Annotated in this window: 17 protein-coding genes; 16 read left to right on the top strand and 1 reads right to left on the bottom strand. The window is 68.8% G+C overall.

The features are described from left to right. From ACFC3F_RS02510 to ACFC3F_RS02570, 13 genes are all read left to right on the top strand, one after another. Window positions 1–945 (top strand): FtsQ-type POTRA domain-containing protein, encoded by a 945-nt coding sequence (locus tag ACFC3F_RS02510; protein WP_376126216.1) that lies wholly within the window; start codon window positions 1–3, stop codon window positions 943–945. A 167-nt stretch (window positions 946–1,112) separates the two neighbouring features. Continuing rightward, a complete protein-coding gene (ftsZ, locus tag ACFC3F_RS02515) occupies window positions 1,113–2,267 on the top strand; it encodes a cell division protein FtsZ (protein WP_376126219.1) in 1,155 nt (384 codons plus the stop codon). Between the two features lie 40 nt (window positions 2,268–2,307). After that, window positions 2,308–3,018, top strand: a complete 711-nt coding sequence (locus ACFC3F_RS02520) for a YggS family pyridoxal phosphate-dependent enzyme (RefSeq protein ID WP_376126222.1) — start codon at window positions 2,308–2,310, stop codon at window positions 3,016–3,018. A gap of 32 nt (window positions 3,019–3,050) precedes the next feature. Then, a complete protein-coding gene (locus tag ACFC3F_RS02525; protein WP_376126225.1) occupies window positions 3,051–3,512 on the top strand; it encodes a cell division protein SepF in 462 nt (153 codons plus the stop codon). A 3-nt stretch (window positions 3,513–3,515) separates the two neighbouring features. Next, a complete protein-coding gene (locus ACFC3F_RS02530) occupies window positions 3,516–3,818 on the top strand; it encodes a YggT family protein (protein WP_376126227.1) in 303 nt (100 codons plus the stop codon). A gap of 123 nt (window positions 3,819–3,941) precedes the next feature. Then, a complete protein-coding gene (locus ACFC3F_RS02535; RefSeq protein ID WP_376126230.1) occupies window positions 3,942–4,544 on the top strand; it encodes a DivIVA domain-containing protein in 603 nt (200 codons plus the stop codon). Window positions 4,545–4,605: 61 nt separating this feature from the next. After that, entirely contained in the window at window positions 4,606–5,313 is a 708-nt protein-coding gene (locus tag ACFC3F_RS02540; RefSeq protein WP_376126521.1) for a signal peptidase II, read from the top strand. 1 nt (window position 5,314) lies between these two features. After that, the gene (locus tag ACFC3F_RS02545; RefSeq protein WP_376126232.1) at window positions 5,315–6,235 is read left to right on the top strand and encodes an RluA family pseudouridine synthase; all 921 of its coding nucleotides are present in this window, start codon (window positions 5,315–5,317) and stop codon (window positions 6,233–6,235) included. Between the two features lie 295 nt (window positions 6,236–6,530). Beyond that, window positions 6,531–10,049, top strand: coding sequence for a DNA polymerase III subunit alpha (dnaE, locus tag ACFC3F_RS02550; protein WP_376126235.1), 3,519 nt, complete (start codon window positions 6,531–6,533; stop codon window positions 10,047–10,049). A 50-nt stretch (window positions 10,050–10,099) separates the two neighbouring features. Beyond that, window positions 10,100–11,134, top strand: coding sequence for a hypothetical protein (locus ACFC3F_RS02555; RefSeq protein ID WP_376126238.1), 1,035 nt, complete (start codon window positions 10,100–10,102; stop codon window positions 11,132–11,134). Between the two features lie 27 nt (window positions 11,135–11,161). Then, on the top strand, window positions 11,162–12,463 hold the full coding sequence (hisD, locus tag ACFC3F_RS02560; protein ID WP_376126240.1) for a histidinol dehydrogenase: 1,302 nt from the start codon (window positions 11,162–11,164) through the stop codon (window positions 12,461–12,463). Between the two features lie 12 nt (window positions 12,464–12,475). Then, a complete protein-coding gene (nrdR, locus tag ACFC3F_RS02565) occupies window positions 12,476–12,949 on the top strand; it encodes a transcriptional regulator NrdR (protein ID WP_376126243.1) in 474 nt (157 codons plus the stop codon). A 28-nt stretch (window positions 12,950–12,977) separates the two neighbouring features. Continuing rightward, entirely contained in the window at window positions 12,978–14,018 is a 1,041-nt protein-coding gene (locus ACFC3F_RS02570) for a quinone-dependent dihydroorotate dehydrogenase (RefSeq protein ID WP_376126246.1), read from the top strand. Between the two features lie 63 nt (window positions 14,019–14,081). On the opposite strand, the gene ACFC3F_RS02575 is transcribed toward ACFC3F_RS02570, so the two are convergent. After that, window positions 14,082–14,663, bottom strand: coding sequence for a DUF3043 domain-containing protein (locus ACFC3F_RS02575; protein ID WP_376126248.1), 582 nt, complete (start codon window positions 14,661–14,663; stop codon window positions 14,082–14,084). Window positions 14,664–14,710: 47 nt separating this feature from the next. On the opposite strand from ACFC3F_RS02575, the gene ACFC3F_RS02580 reads away from it, so the two are divergent. From ACFC3F_RS02580 to coxB, 3 genes are all read left to right on the top strand, one after another. After that, complete coding sequence (locus ACFC3F_RS02580) at window positions 14,711–16,108, top strand: dipeptidase (RefSeq protein WP_376126251.1); 1,398 nt, start codon at window positions 14,711–14,713, stop codon at window positions 16,106–16,108. Between the two features lie 83 nt (window positions 16,109–16,191). Continuing rightward, on the top strand, window positions 16,192–16,557 hold the full coding sequence (gene erpA, locus ACFC3F_RS02585) for an iron-sulfur cluster insertion protein ErpA (protein WP_376126253.1): 366 nt from the start codon (window positions 16,192–16,194) through the stop codon (window positions 16,555–16,557). A gap of 159 nt (window positions 16,558–16,716) precedes the next feature. Further along, entirely contained in the window at window positions 16,717–17,604 is an 888-nt protein-coding gene (gene coxB, locus ACFC3F_RS02590) for a cytochrome c oxidase subunit II (RefSeq protein ID WP_376126255.1), read from the top strand.

Consider the following 17,604-nt stretch of genomic DNA (forward strand, 5'->3'; position numbering starts at 1 on the left):
ATGCGCCGGCCCCCGCCGCTGCCGCAGCCGAGCACGGCCCCGCCCCGGCCCGAGCGCCCGGCGACCGGCGCCGAGCCCGATGCGACGGCACCCATCGTGCCGATCACGTTCGCGGGTCCCGATCCGGATGCTGCCGCCCCGCCGCCGTCGGATCGCGAGTCGGCGGGCGACGCGCCCGACGGCATCGGCGTGCGCGACGTCTGGGCCGCCACACGGGCGCGCCGTCGGGCGCTGCGCGCCGAAGTGCGCCGCTTCACGGCGCGGCAGCGCAGGCGACGCGCGGTGTGGATCAGCGCCGTGGCCTCGGTCGTGCTGCTCGCGGCGGCGACCGTCGGTGCGGCATACAGTCCCCTCTTCGCCGTCGAGCAGGTGACCGTCGTCGGCGCGTCGCAGCTCGATGCCGCCGCTGTCGAAGACGCGCTGTCGGGCCAGATCGGCACACCTCTCGCCTCGGTCGACGAGAGCCGGGTGAAGGCGGCGCTCGTGGGCTTCCCGCTCGTCGAGACGTACACGCTCGAGGCGCGCCCCCCGCACGAGCTCGTCGTGCGGATCGTCGAGCGCACACCGGTCGGCTACATCGAGACCTCAGCCGGATTCACCCTCGTGGATGCCGCGGGGGTGGCGCTGTCGACCGCGCCCTCGCCCGGCGAGGGAGCCCCCGTCCTGACCGTGCGGGGCGGTGCCGACTCGTCGGCGTTCCGGGCCGTGGGCCTGGTCATGCGTACGCTCCCCGAATCCATCCGCGCGCAGGTCACGGCCGTCACGGCGACCTCCCCGGACGATGTGCGCCTGTCGCTGGGCGGCTCGAACGCGATGGTCGTGTGGGGGAGCGCCGATGACTCGGCGATGAAGGCCGTCGTGCTCGAGACGGCGATGGCGGCGCGCCCGCCGGACACGGTCGTCGAATACGACGTTTCGTCGCCGGCCGCCGTCGTCATCCGCTGACGATCCCGACTTCCGACGGCAACTTCACGGGCGATGTCGCGACACGCCGTCCTCCTCCGGCCCGAGGCGCGGCATCCGCCTACGTTCGGAATCAGGAATTGCATACCGAGCAATTCTTTAAACCTCTAGATGAGGTTGAAGGTTTGGTTCGAAAGACGGAGGCCGGCATGAGCCAGAACCAGAACTACCTCGCAGTCATCAAGGTGGTCGGAGTGGGCGGGGGCGGCGTGAACGCCGTGAACCGCATGATCGAGCTCGGACTGCGCGGCGTGGAGTTCATCGCGGTGAACACCGACGCGCAGGCGCTGCTCATGAGCGACGCGGACGTCAAGCTCGACGTCGGGCGTGAACTCACGCGCGGACTCGGCGCGGGCGCCGATCCCGAGGTGGGTCGCCGGGCGGCGGAAGACCACGCCGAGGAGATCGAGGAGGCCTTGCGCGGTGCCGACATGGTCTTCGTCACGGCGGGCGAAGGCGGCGGTACGGGCACCGGCGGTGCGCCGGTCGTCGCGAAGATCGCGAAGTCCATCGGAGCGCTCACCATCGGTGTCGTGACGAAGCCGTTCTCGTTCGAGGGTCGCCGCCGGCAGCAGCAGGCGGAGACCGGCGTCGCGAAGCTCAAGGAAGAAGTCGACACCCTCATCGTGGTGCCGAACGACCGACTCCTCGAGATCAGCGACCGCGGCATCTCGATGATCGAGGCGTTCGCGACGGCCGACCAGGTGCTCCTGGCCGGTGTGCAGGGCATCACCGACCTCATCACGACGCCCGGTCTGATCAACCTCGACTTCGCCGACGTCAAGTCGGTCATGCAGGGCGCGGGCTCCGCCCTCATGGGCATCGGCTCCGCCCGCGGAGCGGACCGCGCCATCAAGGCCGCCGAGCTCGCGGTCGAATCGCCCCTGCTCGAAGCATCCATCGAAGGCGCGCACGGCGTGCTGCTGTCGATCCAGGGCGGGTCGAATCTCGGGATCTTCGAGATCAACGACGCCGCGCAGCTGGTCAAAGAGGCGGCGCACCCCGAGGCCAACATCATCTTCGGAACGGTCATCGACGACACGCTCGGAGACGAGGTGCGGGTCACGGTCATCGCGGCGGGCTTCGACGGCGGACAGCCGCAGGCGCGTATCGAGCCGATCACGGCGTCGCGCGACTTCTCGGCACCGGTCGTGCCGGCGACGCCCGCTCAGGACGCCGCCCGCGAGCTCGACACGCCCGAACCCGCTCCCGCCGAGCCGGTCTCGGTCGGCGTCTCGGTGCCCGACGCCTACGACTCGGCGTTCGGCGACGACGACCTCGACATCCCGGACTTCCTCAAGTAAGTCCCGCACGACGATCGACAGACTCAGAGAACGGATTTTCATGCCCCCGTCCCCTGAGTCTGTCGACGTCGCGGCGCTGTCGGCGCGACTGGCCGACATCGACGAACGCATCGCCCAGGCGGCGCGCGACGTCGGCCGCGCACCGAGCTCCCTCACGCGCATCGTCGTGACGAAGTTCCATCCCGCGGCGCTGGTCACAGCCCTCGCCGACCTCGGTGTGTGCGATGTCGGCGAGAACCGCCAGCAGGAGCTCACCGCCAAGCGCGCCGAGCTGCCCGACCTCGACGTCGATTGGCACTTCATCGGCCAGCTGCAGACCAAGAAGGCTCGCGCCGTGCGCGCCGCGGCATCCATCGTTCACTCGGTCGACCGCGGTCGGGTCGCCGATGCGCTCGACGCCGCGGCGGAGGCCTCCGATCCCGTCCTGGATGTGCTGCTGCAGGTGAACCTCACGGCAGACCCGGGTCGAGGCGGCGTCGCGCCGGAGGATCTCGCCGAGCTCGCCGAACACGTCGCCGATCGACGGTCGCTGCGCGTGCGCGGGATCATGGCCGTCGCGCCCCTCGAGGAGCCGCCCGCCGCCGCGTTCGCGCGCCTGGCAGCCTTCAGCGATGTGGTGCGAGCGACGGTGCCGGATGCGGATTGGATCTCAGCCGGCATGACGGCAGACTTCGCCGAGGCGATCGCCGCGGGTGCGACACACCTGCGGATCGGCTCGGCAATCACGGGACCGCGGCCCGACCGCGGTTAACCTCGGAACAGACGAGCACAACGGAGGATGCGATGTCGAACCCGCTCAAGAAGACCATGGTGTACCTGGGCCTCGCCGACGAGGAAGAGGTGTACGAGGAGCCTGCGCCGCAGCCCCGCGGTCGCAAGACCGAAGCCGTCGTCGAGAAAGCAGCGCCCGTGACCCCGATCCATCGCCCCGCCGTCGTGCGCCAGCCGGCGCCGACCGCCATCAGCGAGATCCTGACGGTGCATCCCAAGCAGTACCGCGACGCGCAGGTCATCGCCGAGAACTTCCGCGACGGCGTGCCGGTCATCATCAATCTCTCGCAGATGAGCGACGCCGACGCGCGCCGTCTGATCGATTTCGCGAGCGGACTCTCGCTGGGCCTGTTCGGGCGCATCGAGCGGGTCACGAGCAAGGTCTTCCTGCTCTCGCCCGAGAACGTCGCCGTGTCGGGTGACGGCGCCGTCGCGCACGCCGACGCGGAGTCCGTGCCCTTCGCACAGCAGTAAGCCGTGGAGCTCGTCCGCCTCGCCGCGGCGATACTGAACGGCGCGCTCGTCCTGTACGTGCTCGTGCTGCTCGTGCGTCTCGTGCTCGAATGGGTGCCGATCTTCAACCGCGAATGGCGGCCCAAAGGGCTCGGCCTCGTCGCCGCCGAGATCGTCTACACCGTGACCGACCCGCCGATCCGACTCTTCCGACGCCTCATCCCTCCGTTGCGCGTCGGGGCCATCGCGATCGACTTCGGTTTCGCCCTCACGATGCTCCTGTGCTTCGTGCTGCTCTCGATCACGAGAGCCTTCATGTCCGTCTGACTCCGCACGGACCGACACCACAGGGGTGGATGCCGCGGCTATGCTTGGCAGGTACGGCTTGCCAGTCGGCGGGTCCGCCCCAGACCGTTGCCACCGACCTGAGCGCTCGAAAGAGGAATCACCATGGCTTTGACTCCGGATGACGTCGTCACCAAGCAGTTCCAGCACGTCCGTTTCAAGGAAGGCTTCGACCCGGACGAGGTCGATGACTTCCTCGACGAGATCGTCGTCGAGTGGCGCAAGACGATCGCCGAGAACGAAGAGCTGAAGGCGAAGCTCGCCGCGTACGAGTCCGGCGAGGCGCCGGCCTCCGAGACCGTCGAGTCCGTCGAGGTCATCGAAGAGGTGTCGGTTCCCGCACCCGCGGCCGAAGCGGCACCGCAGGCCACCCCCGCGCCCGTCTCGGCATCGGCCGGCCTCATCGAGCTCGCTCAGCGGGTGCACGACGAGCACGTCGCCGAGGGCGAGGCTCAGCGCGACAAGCTCATCGCCGACGCCAAGTCGCAGGCGGCCGCCATCATCTCGGACGCCGAGACACGTGGTCGCGAAGAGATCGCACGCCTCGATCGCGAGCGCGTCTCGCTCGAGGGCCGCATCTCCGATCTGCGTCAGTTCGAGCGCGACTACCGCACGCAGCTGCGCGGCTACATCGAGAGCCACCTCCGCGACCTCGAGACGACCGGCACGGCATCGGGTTCGACCCCGATCTCTGCGGCCGGCCTCTGAACCTGTCCCTTTGACACGCCCGCACACGAGCGCGTCGAAGCTTCGTCCGGCGGCGGCCGGCATCACGATCGCGATTCTCGCGGCAGTGGTGCTGGCCGCCGACCAGTTCTCGAAGCAGCTCGCCCTCGAGAACCTGCCGCTGCAGCAGACGGTCCCCGTTTTCGGGGACTTCCTGAGCTTCTATCTCGTGAAGAACCCCGGCGCGGCCTTTTCGCTCGGCGAGGGGGTCACCTGGATCTTCACGATCGCGCTGGCTCTGGTCGCGGTGGTCATCGGCTGGCTCGCCGTCACGCGCGTGCGCTCACGCCTGTGGGCGGTCGTGCTCGGCCTGCTGCTGGGGGGTGTGCTCGGCAATCTCACCGATCGCCTCTTCCGCGAGCCCGGCTTCGCGGTCGGGCACGTGATCGACTTTATCAACACGCCCTGGATGTGGTTCTTCCCGGGCATGTCGCCGGCGATCTACAACGTCGCCGACATCTTCATCGTGTGCGACATGATCCTGGTCGCACTGCTGATCATCCTGGGAGTGCACATGGACGGAACACGCGAATCGCGACACGACTCCGAGCGCGAGACGATTCTCGGCGAAGGCGACGAAGTGGCGCCCGGCGGCGCAGTCTCGGGCTTCGGCGACGAGTTCCCCGTCGCCGACCCTGATGTCGGCATCCCCGCCGATGAACGCGGACTGCCGCCGCTCACGCAGCGCGAGCAGCGTGAGGTCGAGCGCGAAGCGGACCGCGAGGCGGACGAACACCGCGACGACCGCTGACATGCCCACCCGGATGCTCCCCGTGCCCGACGGGCTCGACGGAACTCGGGTGGACCAGGCGCTCGCGAAGATGCTCGGCTTCTCGCGCACGTTCGCGGCCGAGGTCGCCGAAGCGGGCGGCGTGCTGCTCGACGGCGGTGTCGTGGGCAAGTCCGACCGGGTCTCGGCAGGAAGCGTGCTCGACATCACGTGGACGGATCGGCAGGAGCCCGTCGTCGTGCCGCTCGCGGTTCCCGACCTCGGCATCGTGCACGAAGACGACGACATCGTCGTGATCGACAAGCCGGTCGGCGTCGCGGCGCATCCCTCCGTCGGCTGGGAGGGTCCGACCGTGCTGGGGGCGCTGGCGGCGGGCGGCGTGCGCGTCGCGACAACGGGGGCGGCCGAGCGCCAGGGCATCGTGCATCGGCTCGACGTGGGCACGAGCGGGCTCATGGTGGTCGCCAAGTCCGAGCACGCCTACACGGCGCTCAAGCGGGCGTTCAAGGAGCGCGAGGTCGAGAAGATCTATCACGCGATCGTGCAGGGGCATCCCGACCCCCTCACCGGCACGATCGACGCACCGATAGGCCGACACGCGACCCACTCGTGGAAGTTCGCGGTCACACCCGACGGCAAGGACTCCGTGACGCACTACGAGACGATCGAGGCGTTCCCCGGAGCATCGCTGCTCGAGATCCACCTCGAGACGGGCCGGACGCACCAGATCCGTGTGCACATGGCCGCCCACCGGCATCCGTGCGTCGGCGATCCGCTGTACGGCGCCGATCCGACCCTCTCCGCTCGGCTGGGGCTCACGCGCCAGTGGCTGCACGCGCACCAGCTCTCCTTCGCGCACCCCGCGACGCGGGAGTGGTCGACCTTCACCTCGGAGTACCCCGGCGACCTCGCTCACGCGCTCGAGGTCCTGCGCGGCGACTGAGCCGACGGGGGAGGAGGTCGCGACGCCGGCCCGGGATGACATCCCCCACGGACCTCCTCGTGCCGGCGTCGCACTTCGACGTTAGGCACGCCGTGTCCGGCGTCGACGGGGATCACCGCCGGTGCCGTGCCCGTCGGGCGGGTTGCCGTGGCACGGCGGCGTTCCTGCGTGTCGTGCGCCGTGCACCTGCGTGTTCGGCGCGGGCGAGGGGGACACAGGACGACACCGTGCACGGCATGCGCGGCCGAGGGCCACCTCGGGCCCTGATGTCCGAGCCGCTACGTAGACTCGATGCGTGGCATCCGACTCTTTCGTACACCTGCACGTGCACAGCGAATACTCGATGCTCGACGGGGCCGCGCGCATCGGATCGATGGTGCAAGAGGCGGTGCGGCTCGAGATGCCGGCGATCGCCGTCACCGACCACGGCAACACGTTCGCCGCCTTCGAGTTCTACAAGGCGGCGAAAGATGCCGGCATCAAGCCGATCATCGGGATCGAGGCCTACGTCACCCCGGGAACGCACCGCGGCGACCGCTCGCGCGTGCGATGGGGCACGCCCGGACAGTCCGACGACGACGTGTCGGGCTCGGGCGCGTACACGCACATGACCCTGCTGTCCGAGACGACGGAAGGCATGCACAACCTCTTCCGGCTCTCGTCGCGGTCGAGCCTCGAGGGCTACTATTTCAAGCCCCGCATGGACCGCGAGCTGCTTCAGACCTATGCGAAGGGTCTCATCGCCACGACCGGCTGCCCCTCGGGCGAGATCCAGACGCGACTGCGGCTCGGACAGTACGACGCGGCGCGGGCCGCGGCGGCGGAATTCCAGGACATCTTCGGCAAGGACAACTACTTCACCGAGATCATGGATCACGGTCTGTCGATCGAGCGACGCGTCATCGGCGACCTGCTGAAGATCTCGAAAGACCTCGGCATCCCGCTCGTCGCGACGAACGACCTGCACTACACGCATCAGCACGATGCGAAGAGCCACGCGGCGCTGCTCTGCGTGCAGTCCGGCTCGACCCTCGATGACCCGAAGCGCTTCAAGTTCGACGGCGACGGGTATTACGTCAAGACCGCCGCCGAGATGCGACAGGTCTTCCGCGAGCACCCTGAGGCGTGCGACACGACGCTGCTGATCGCCGAACGGTGCGACGTCGAGTTCAACACGTCGGCGAACTACATGCCCCGCTTCCCCGTGCCGGACGGCGAGACCGAGGAGTCCTGGTTCGTCAAAGAGATCGAGCAGGGGCTGCACGTCCGGTATCCCACCGGCATCCCCGACGATGTACGCAGGCAGGCCGAGTACGAGACCGGGGTCATCGTTCAGATGGGCTTCCCCGGCTACTTCCTCGTCGTGGCCGACTTCATCAACTGGGCCAAGCGCAACGGCATCCGCGTCGGTCCCGGTCGCGGATCGGGCGCCGGATCGATGGTGGCGTACGCGATGGGGATCACCGATCTCGACCCGCTGCAGCACGGGCTCATCTTCGAGCGCTTCCTCAACCCCGACCGCGTCTCGATGCCCGACTTCGACGTCGACTTCGACGACCGTCGCCGCGGCGAGGTCATCCAGTACGTCACCGAGAAGTACGGCGACGAGCGCGTGGCCCAGATCGTCACGTACGGCACCATCAAGGCCAAGCAGGCCTTGAAAGACGCCGGGCGCGTGCTCGGCTTCCCGTTCAGCATGGGGGAGCGGCTCACCAAGGCCATGCCGCCCGCCGTCATGGGCAAGGACATGCCGCTCGAGGGCATGTTCGACACGAAGCACCCGCGCTTCAAAGAGGCCTCCGAGTTCCGCGCTCTCATCGAGACCGACGCCGAGGCCAAGACGGTGTTCGACACCGCGGTGGGCCTCGAGAACCTCAAGCGCCAGTGGGGCGTGCACGCCGCCGGCGTGATCATGTCCAGCGAGCCGCTGCTCGACATCATCCCGATCATGAAGCGCGAGCAGGACGGCCAGATCGTCACGCAGTTCGACTACCCCGCGTGCGAATCGCTCGGCCTCATCAAGATGGACTTCCTGGGGCTGCGCAACCTCACGATCATCAATGATGCGCTCGACAACATCGAGGCCAACCGCGGCCACCCCCTCGTGCTCGAAGATCTCACGCTCGACGATGCGGCATCCTACGAGCTGCTCTCGCGCGGTGACACGCTGGGCGTGTTCCAGCTCGACGGCGGGCCCATGCGCTCGCTCCTCCGGCTGCTCAAGCCCGACAACTTCGAGGACATCTCGGCCGTCATCGCCCTGTACCGTCCAGGACCCATGGGTGCGAACTCGCACATCAACTACGCCCTGCGCAAGAACGGGCAGCAGGACATCACGCCGATCCACGAGGAGTTCACCGACTCGCTCTCGGACATCCTCGACACGAGCTACGGCCTGATCATCTACCAGGAGCAGGTCATGGCGATCGCCCAGCGTGTCGCCGGATTCAGCCTGGGTCAAGCCGACATCCTGCGCCGCGCGATGGGAAAGAAGAAGAAGTCCGAGCTCGACAAGCAGTTCGAGGGCTTCCAGGCGGGCATGCACGCCAACGGCTACTCCGACGAGGCCGTGCAGAAGCTGTGGGAGATCCTGCTGCCGTTCTCGGACTACGCCTTCAACAAGGCGCACTCCGCCGCATACGGGCTGGTCTCGTACTGGACGGCCTATCTCAAGGCGCACTATCCCGCCGAGTACATGGCGGCCCTGCTCACGAGCGTGGGCGATGCGAAGGACAAGCTCGCGATCTATCTCAACGAGTGCCGGCGCATGGGCATCAAGGTGCTGCCGCCCGACGTCGGCCAGTCGATCCGCTACTTCGCCGCCGTCGGCGAGGACATCCGCTTCGGACTGGGTGCCGTCCGCAACGTCGGCACGAACGTCGTCGATGCGATCGTCGCGTCGCGTGCCGACGAGCCGTTCACGTCGTTCCACGGCTTCCTCACGAAGGTGCCCGTGCACGTCGCCAACAAGCGCACGGTCGAATCGCTCATCAAGGCGGGTGCGTTCGACTCGCTCGGCGACACCCGGCGCGCCCTCATGGAGATCCACGAGGATGCCACCGAGGCCGCCGTGCTCGACAAACGGCGCGAGGCCAACGGCGAGGTCGGATTCGACTTCGACTCGCTGTGGGGCGACGACGAGCCGCAGCAGGCGGCGAAGGTGCCCGATCGCCCGGAGTGGACCAAGAAGGACAAGCTCGCGTTCGAGCGCGAGATGCTCGGCCTGTACGTGTCCGACCACCCGCTCGCCGGGCTCGAGATCCCGCTCGCGAAGCACGCGTCCATCAGCATCCACGACCTGCTCGCGAGCGAGGTCCTCGATGACGGCGACCAGGTCACGATCGCGGGGCTCGTCACGAGCGTGCAGCACCGTGTCGCGAAGCAGAGCGGCAACCCCTACGGCATGATCACCGTCGAAGACTTCAACGGCGAGATCACCGTCATGTTCATGGGCAAGACCTACACCGAGTTCTCGTCGATGCTGCAGGCCGACTCGATCCTCGTCGTTCGCGGCCGCGTGTCCCGCCGCGACGACGGCATGAATCTGCACGCGCAGGCGGTGTTCTCGCCCGATCTCGGAACGATGGATGCCGCGGGGCCGCTCACTCTGACGATGCCCGAGCACCGTGCGACCGAGACGGTGATCGGCGATCTCGCCGACGTCCTCGGGCGCCACCGCGGCGAGACCGAAGTGACCCTCAAGCTGCACAAGGGCGGCACGGCGAAGGTCTTCGAGGTGCCCCTCACCGTCACCGTGACCGCTGACCTGTTCGGTGAGCTCAAGGGGCTGCTCGGCCCGCAGTGCCTCGGATGAGCCGCCGGTAGGATTCAGAAGACCCCTTGCTCGGAACCGGAAGGACCATCGTGACCGACCACCAGGACGAGAACATCGACGTCGACACCGACATCACGGTCGACGAAACCGACATGACGGTCGACGAACCCGCGAGCTCGGGGGAGCGTCCCCAGTACGGGGTCGGACCGTTCACGATCCGCGAGGTCTCGCTCGCGGGGATCTGGCTCGCGGCGTTCGTCGTCTCGTTCTTCCCCGTCGCCGCCATCATCGGGGGCCCCCGCGAGAGCCTCCTGTTCGGCTTCGGTTCGGTCTGGACCTCGGGTCTGGGCTGGGTCCTCACGATCGGTCTGCCCACGATCGCCGTCTTCCTGCTCGTGCTGCGGCGGCTGTCCCCCCAGGGCATCCGGCGATTCGGCTCACTCGGGATCGATCAGTTCGCCTCGGTGGCCTTCTCGGTGTCGACGGTCGTGTGGCTACAGCTGGTCTGGGAGACCGTCGCGTTCTCGCTCGCGGGCGGTGCATGGTTCCGCTCATGGGTCATCTGGGTGGAGTTCTTCCTCATGCTCGCCGGTGTGCTGCTGACGGTGTTCGGCTCGCTCATCCCGCCGTTCTCCGAGGACTTCGAAGGGCGTCGCGAGATCGCCGCGCACCGCAACGCGCGACCGGTCCGCGCCGTCTCCCCGCGTCCGGTGCGACCCCGGCCCGAGCCGCACGCTCCGGAAGCCGAGCGGGGTGCGCCGGCCGACGGCACGTACGCGCCCGTCGCCGAGGCCGACGCCTACGACGCCGGCACGGCCGACGAGCCGCCCTACGGCGCCGAGCCCGCCGAAGCTGATGCGGACTGGGACCCCGATCAGGTGCGCGACACCTACGAGCCCGTCGCGCAGGAGCCCGTCGCGGACGAACCCGTGCGGCACCAGGCTTTCTGGGCGCTCGTTCCCGAGGAGCGCGACGTCGTCGACGAGCACGGCGCGCCGCTGTTCCGCATCGGACCGACCGCCTGGGCACTCGTCATCGAGGACCACGGCGACCGATTCGTCGTGCGCCACGAAGACGGCCGGGTCGGGCACCTGCTCGACATCGAGGACGTGACGCGCGGCTGAGGCCCGCTGCCGCGCTAGCGTAGACGGATGCTTCGCACGATCGACCTTCGCGGGCGCGCCCTCTCACCCACCGAACTGCTCGCCGCTGTGCCCCGTGCCGTCTCGGCGCGGGACGAAGCCCTCGCGGCGGCGGCGCAGATCGTGTCCGACGTCGCCGCGCGCGGCGAGGATGCGCTCCGCGAGCAGGCCGAGCGCTTCGACGGCGTGACCGGCCACGCGATCCGCGTGCCGGCGGCGCATCTCGACGAAGCCCTCGCGAACCTCGATCCCGCCGTGCGCGACGCCCTCGAAGCGGCGATCGAGCGCGTGCGCGCGGCATCCCTCGCTCAGATTCCGCCCCCCGTCGTCACGGAGCTCGCCCCGGGTGCCCGCGTCGCGCAGCGCTGGCAGCCCGTGCGCCGCGTCGGGTTGTATGTGCCCGGCGGCAAGGCCGTATACCCGTCGAGCGTCGTCATGAACGTCGTGCCGGCGCAGGTCGCCGGAGTCCAGCGGATCGCCCTCGCGTCGCCGCCGCAGCGCGACGCGGACGGTCGCGTGCATCCCGTCATCCTCGCGGCGGCCCGCCTGCTCGGCGTCGACGAGGTCTACGCGATGGGCGGGGCCGGCGCGATCGCCGCATTCGCGCACGGTGTGGCGTCGTTCGGGCTCGACCCCGTCGACGTCGTGACCGGACCGGGCAACAACTTCGTCGCGGCGGCCAAGCGCGCCGTCGCGGGGCGTGTCGGCACCGATTCCGAGGCGGGAGCGACCGAGATCCTCATCGTCGCCGACGAGACGGCCGATCCGCGGCTCGTCTCGGCCGATCTGATCAGCCAGGCCGAACACGACGAACAGGCCTCGGCCGTGCTCGTGACCACTTCAGCGGCACTCGCGGCCGAGGTTCACGCCGACCTCGAGCAGCGCGCGCCGCGCACGAGGCACGCCGATCGGGTGGCGACGGCGCTGCGCGGACCGCAGTCCGCGATCGTGCTCGTCGACGATCTCGCGGCGGCGACGGCGTTCAGCAATGCGTATGCGCCCGAGCACCTCGAGCTGCACCTGTCCGATCCGCATCCCGAGGACTTCGTGCACGCCGGGGCCGTATTCGTCGGCGCGAACTCGCCCGTGAGCCTCGGAGACTACCTCGCCGGCTCCAATCACGTGCTGCCGACGGGCGGTCAGGCGCGGTACGCGGCGGGTCTCTCCGCCGCGACGTTCCTGCGCCCGCAGCAGGTCATCGAGTATGACCATGACGCGCTGGCGGGCGTGCGCGAGGCGATCGTGACCCTCGCCGAAGCCGAGCACCTGCCCGCGCACGGCGAAGCCGTCGACGTGCGGTTCGACGCGTAGGCTGGGGCTGACATGCACTGCCCGTTCTGCCGCCACTCCGACTCGCGCGTCATCGATTCGCGCACGAGCGATGACGGGCTGAGCATTCGTCGCCGGCGCCAGTGCCCCGAATGCGGCGGCCGCTTCACGACGGTCGAGACGGCGAGCCTCAGCGTCATCAAGCGCTCCGGCGTCGTCGAGCCGTTCAGTCGCGAGAAGGTCGTCTCGGGAGTGCGCAAGGCATGCCAGGGCCGGCCTGTGACCGATGCCGATCTCGCGATGCTCGCGCAGCGCGTCGAGGAGTCGATCCGCCAGACGGGCTCATCGCAGCTCGATGCAAATGAGATCGGACTGGCGATCCTCGGCCCCTTGCGCGAACTCGACGAGGTCGCGTACCTGCGGTTCGCGAGCGTGTATCGGGCGTTCGAATCGCTCGAGGACTTCGAGTCGGCGATCGACCAGCTGCGTGCGGATCGTGCACCGGCTCCTGCTGCCGTCGACGAGTGAGCGCCCCCGGGGCGATACCCTGAACGGGATGTATCCCCTTCTCTTCCGCACCGTCCTGTCGCGCATCGATCCCGAATCGGCGCACCACCTCGGGATGAAGGTGATCCGGATGCTGGGGCTTCCGGGTCTCGCGTGGGCTTCGCGCGCGCTCACCCGACCCCATGCCGACCTGCGCACCGAAGCGCTCGGGCTGCGTTTCGACTCGCCCTTCGGGGTCGCCGCCGGCTTCGACAAAGACGTGATCGGCGCATCGGGACTGTGGGCGCTCGGCTTCGGCCATGTCGAGGTCGGCACGGTGACGGCCATCCCCCAGCCCGGCAACCCGCGTCCGCGCCTGTTCCGGCTGGTCCCGGACCGCGCCGTGATCAACCGGATGGGCTTCAACAACGGCGGGGCGGCTGCCGCGTCGGTGCGGCTCGAGAAGCTGCGGCGGCGTCGACGACGACCTGTCGTCGGGGTCAACATCGGCAAGAGCCGCGTCGTCGATGTCGCCGACGCGACGGCCGACTACGTGCGCAGCGCGACGCTGCTGGCTCCGCTGGCCGACTACCTCGTCGTCAACGTCTCGTCTCCGAATACGCCCGGCCTGCGCAGCATGCAGGCCGTCGAGACGCTGCGTCCGCTGCTCGAAGCGGTTCGGGATGCCGCGGGTTCCACGCCCTTGCTGGTCAAGATCGCGCCCGACCTGTCCGATGACGAGGTCGAGGCGATCGCGCGGCTCGCGGTCGACACGGATCTGGCAGGGATCATCGCGACCAACACGACGATCTCGCGCGAGGGCCTGCGCACGTCGTCTGACGTCGTCGAGGCCGCCGGCGCGGGCGGGCTGTCCGGCGCACCGCTCAAAGCACGCGCGCTGGAGGTGCTTCTCCTGGTGCGCGCCGTCGTGCCGGCGCAGTTCTGCGTCATCTCGGTCGGCGGAGTCGAGACGGCCGCCGATGTGCGGGAGCGCCTCGACGCCGGCGCGAACCTCGTGCAGGGCTACACGGCGTTCCTCTACCGCGGCCCGCTGTGGGCCCGTCAGATCAACCGTGAGTTGCGCCGGATCACTGCCGCGAAGCGGCGTTGACGCGGCGGGATTCACCGTCGAGGAGCGCGCGAAGCGCGCGTATCGAGACCGCCTGCGACGACCTCAGTCGGGGCGCCCGCCGCGCTTGACCTGCGGCTTGGGCAGCCGCAGGAAGCGCATCTGGATCGTGCGCATCGCGGCGTACCAGCCGAGGCCCTTCTCCGTCTGGTCGCCCCACTTGGCCCGTGCGGCCTTCTTGACGCGGATCGACGTGATGATCATGTCGCCGACGACGAAGAGGATGAAGATACACAGGGAGATGAAGGAGTAGTACTGGATTCCGGCGACCGGGATGAAGGTCGCGACGATGACGAGCACCATGGCCGGCATGACCGCCTCGCCCAAGTGCCACCCGGCATCGACGAAGTCGCGCACCCATCGTCGCTGGGGGCCCTTGTCGCGCGGCGTCAGGTAGCGGTCGTCGCCGGCTGCCATGCCGACGCGCGCCTTCTCGCGCTGTGCCGCGATCTCGGCCTTCGCGCGCGCCTTGCCCTCTTTCGTGTCCGGAACGAGCGGGCGCTTGCGCGCTGCTTCACGCTCGGCGCGCGATGGCGTCGGCCGGCCCTTCCCGATGGAGGTGCCGTTGAGCACGGTGCCGTCGGACGGCGCGTCGCCGGACGCGGATGTTGCGGGGGTCTTGGCCACGATGGATCCTCGGATCTGCGGGAAGGGTGCCCTCTAAGATTACCCGCATGACCTCAGAGCTCTCCCGCCAGAAGTCCGTCGCGGATGCCGCGAGCGCCGGCATCCCCTCGGCGCTCGCCGATCTCGGCGCCCTCGTGCGCATCCCCTCGATCGCCTTTCCGGGGTTCGATCCGAGTGACGTGCGCCGCAGCGCTGAAGCCGTCGCGGCCCTCGCCGAAGGCCTCGGCATCTTCGACCGCGTCGAGATCCGCGACGCGGCGATCCCCGGCACCGGCGAGCGGGGGATGCCGGCCGTGCTGGCCACGCGTGCCGCGCGCAACGGCCGGCCGACCATTCTGCTCTACGCGCACCACGACGTTCAGCCTGTCGGCGACGAATCGCTGTGGGAGTCGGCGCCCTTCGAGCCGACGGTGCGCGACGGACGGCTCTACGGTCGCGGCGCGGCCGACGACAAGGCCGGTGTCATGGTGCACATCGGTGCGCTGCGCGCGCTCAAAGAGGTGCTCGGCGACGACTTCGACCTCGGCGTCGCCCTCTTCATCGAGGGGGAGGAAGAGGCGGGATCGCGGTCGTTCGCGCAGTTCCTCGCCGACAACGCCGATGCGCTGCGCGCCGACGTCATCGTCGTCGCGGACTCGGGCAACTGGGATGCCAAGACACCCGCGCTCACGGTGTCGCTGCGCGGCAACGCGCGTTTCACCATGTCCGTCCGCACGCTCGAGCACGCGTCGCACTCCGGCATGTTCGGCGGCGCCGTGCCCGACGCCATGATGGCCACCGTGACGCTGCTGGCGACGCTGTGGGACGAGAACGGCTCGGTCGCCGTCGAGGGCCTGCAGACGCGGGATGCCGCGACCCCGGACTACACCGAAGAGACCCTGCGCGACGAGGCGGGCCTGCCCGAGGGGGTCCGCCCGATCGGCGACGGCACGATCCTGAGCCGCATCTGGAACAAGCCGTCGATCACCGTGACGGGAATCGACGCGCCGAGCGTCGTGAACGCGTCGAACACCCTGACGCCCGAAGTGAGCGTCGTCGTCAGTGCGCGCATCGCGCCGGGGCAGTCCGCCGAAGAGGCGTACGCCGCGATCGAAGCGCATCTGCGGTCGCATGCCCCGTTCGGCGCTCAGCTGTCCTTCCGCGACGCCGATTTCGGCAACGGGTTCCTGGGGGACACGTCCGGCTGGGCCGCCGCCACGGCGCGCGAAGCCCTCGACGAGGGATACGGAGTGACTCCGGTCGATCTCGGCATCGGCGGGTCGATCCCGTTCATCGCGGATCTGGTGAGGGAGTTCCCGGGGGCGCAGATCCTCGTCACCGGTGTCGAAGACCCGCACGCGCGGGCGCACAGCCCGAACGAGTCGCTGCACCTCGAGACGTTCCGCAACGCCCTCGTGTCCGAGGCGCTGCTGCTGGCCAAGCTCGACGCGCGGCGGGGCGACTGAGCCAATACGCCGAGTGCGGAGCCCCTTCCGGGCTGCGCGGCGTAGAATCGTGGCATCCGGCAGCACCGATCTCGGAGGATCACATGACCGACACCGCTCTGTCTACCGACCAGGAAGCCCGCGCGCACAACGTGTCGCTGACCGACGCTGCGGCACTCAAGGTCAAGAACCTGCTCGAGCAGGAGGGCCGCGACGACCTGCGCCTGCGGGTCGCTGTGCAGCCCGGCGGCTGCAGCGGACTGATCTACCAGCTCTACTTCGACGAGCGCTACCTCGAAGGTGACCAGGCGGTCGAGTTCGAGGGCGTCGAAGTCATCGTCGACGAGATGAGCGTCCCGTACCTCGACGGCGCCTCGATCGACTTCAAGGACACGATCTCCGAGCAGGGATTCACGATCGACAACCCGAACGCCGGCGGCAGCTGCGCGTGCGGAGACAGCTTCCACTGATCGGAACGGAAATCCGACGGAACCCGGCGCGCTCATCAGCCGCCGGGTTCTGTCGTCCTCGGCGGGAGATGGCGCGACAAGCTGGGCAGATGGCCTGAAGTGCCTGAGCGGTTGCCCTAGACTGGCGTGAGTCACATTCGCGACTTGGAAAGGTGCACCGTGCCCTCGAAACGCCGCCTCCGCTGGGCCCTCCTCCCCGTCGGGATCGCTACGGCCGCCATCTTGGCCGGATGCACCCCGACGGAGCTCAACGGGTATCTACCGGGCTTCGTCGAGGACGGTCCCGCGACGACGAACCACACCGAGATGGTGTCGGGCCTGTGGGTCAACTCCTGGATCGTGCTGCTCGCCGTCGGCGTCATCACGTGGGGTCTCACGCTGTGGGCCGCGATCGTCTACCGACGTCGCCGCGGACAGACCGGTCTGCCGGTCCAGCTGCGCTACAACATGCCGATCGAGATCTTCTACACGGTCGTGCCGGTCATCCTCGTGCTCGGATTCTTCGCGTTCACCGCGCGTGACCAGGCCATCCTCGAGGACTACGACGAGAACCCCGACGTGTCGATCACGGCGATCGGCAAGCAGTGGGCGTGGGACTTCCAGTACGACGGCGCCACCGACGACGACACGGTCTGGTCGATGGGCGTCCAGGCGCAGACCGACGAGTCCGGCAACATCATCAACGAGCTGCCGACGCTCTACCTGCCGGTCGACAAGTCCGTCACGATCAACCTGCAGTCGCGCGATGTCATCCACTCCTTCTGGATCATCGACTTCCTCTACAAGAAGGACATGTACATCGGCCGCGACAACCTGTGGTCGTTCACGCCGACGCGCGAGGGTGAGTACGCCGGCAAGTGCGCCGAGCTCTGCGGCGAGTACCACTCGATGATGCTCTTCAACGTCAAGGTCGTCAGCGAGGCCGAGTACGAGGACTACCTCGACTCCCTCGAAGCCGCGGGGCAGACCGGTGACATCAACAACGAATACGACCGGCTCCAGAACCTTCCCGGTACGGGCGGGGTCGCATCGGAGGGACAAGACTGA

Source organism: Microbacterium sp. NPDC055910 (assembly GCF_042271185.1).
Taxonomy (GTDB): domain Bacteria; phylum Actinomycetota; class Actinomycetes; order Actinomycetales; family Microbacteriaceae; genus Microbacterium.

What these genes read in the sequence shown, in the direction of transcription:
- ACFC3F_RS02580 (WP_376126251.1), top strand. Translation starts at nt 14,711, where the DNA reads ATGACCTCAGAGCTCTCCCGCCAGAAGTCCGTCGCGGATGCCGCGAGC.
- ACFC3F_RS02545 (WP_376126232.1), top strand. Translation starts at nt 5,315, where the DNA reads ATGCCCACCCGGATGCTCCCCGTGCCCGACGGGCTCGACGGAACTCGG.
- nrdR (WP_376126243.1), top strand. Translation starts at nt 12,476, where the DNA reads ATGCACTGCCCGTTCTGCCGCCACTCCGACTCGCGCGTCATCGATTCG.
- ACFC3F_RS02520 (WP_376126222.1), top strand. Translation starts at nt 2,308, where the DNA reads ATGCCCCCGTCCCCTGAGTCTGTCGACGTCGCGGCGCTGTCGGCGCGA.
- ACFC3F_RS02535 (WP_376126230.1), top strand. Translation starts at nt 3,942, where the DNA reads ATGGCTTTGACTCCGGATGACGTCGTCACCAAGCAGTTCCAGCACGTC.
- ACFC3F_RS02510 (WP_376126216.1), top strand. Translation starts at nt 1, where the DNA reads ATGCGCCGGCCCCCGCCGCTGCCGCAGCCGAGCACGGCCCCGCCCCGG.
- hisD (WP_376126240.1), top strand. Translation starts at nt 11,162, where the DNA reads ATGCTTCGCACGATCGACCTTCGCGGGCGCGCCCTCTCACCCACCGAA.
- ftsZ (WP_376126219.1), top strand. Translation starts at nt 1,113, where the DNA reads ATGAGCCAGAACCAGAACTACCTCGCAGTCATCAAGGTGGTCGGAGTG.
- erpA (WP_376126253.1), top strand. Translation starts at nt 16,192, where the DNA reads ATGACCGACACCGCTCTGTCTACCGACCAGGAAGCCCGCGCGCACAAC.
- ACFC3F_RS02525 (WP_376126225.1), top strand. Translation starts at nt 3,051, where the DNA reads ATGTCGAACCCGCTCAAGAAGACCATGGTGTACCTGGGCCTCGCCGAC.
- ACFC3F_RS02570 (WP_376126246.1), top strand. Translation starts at nt 12,978, where the DNA reads ATGTATCCCCTTCTCTTCCGCACCGTCCTGTCGCGCATCGATCCCGAA.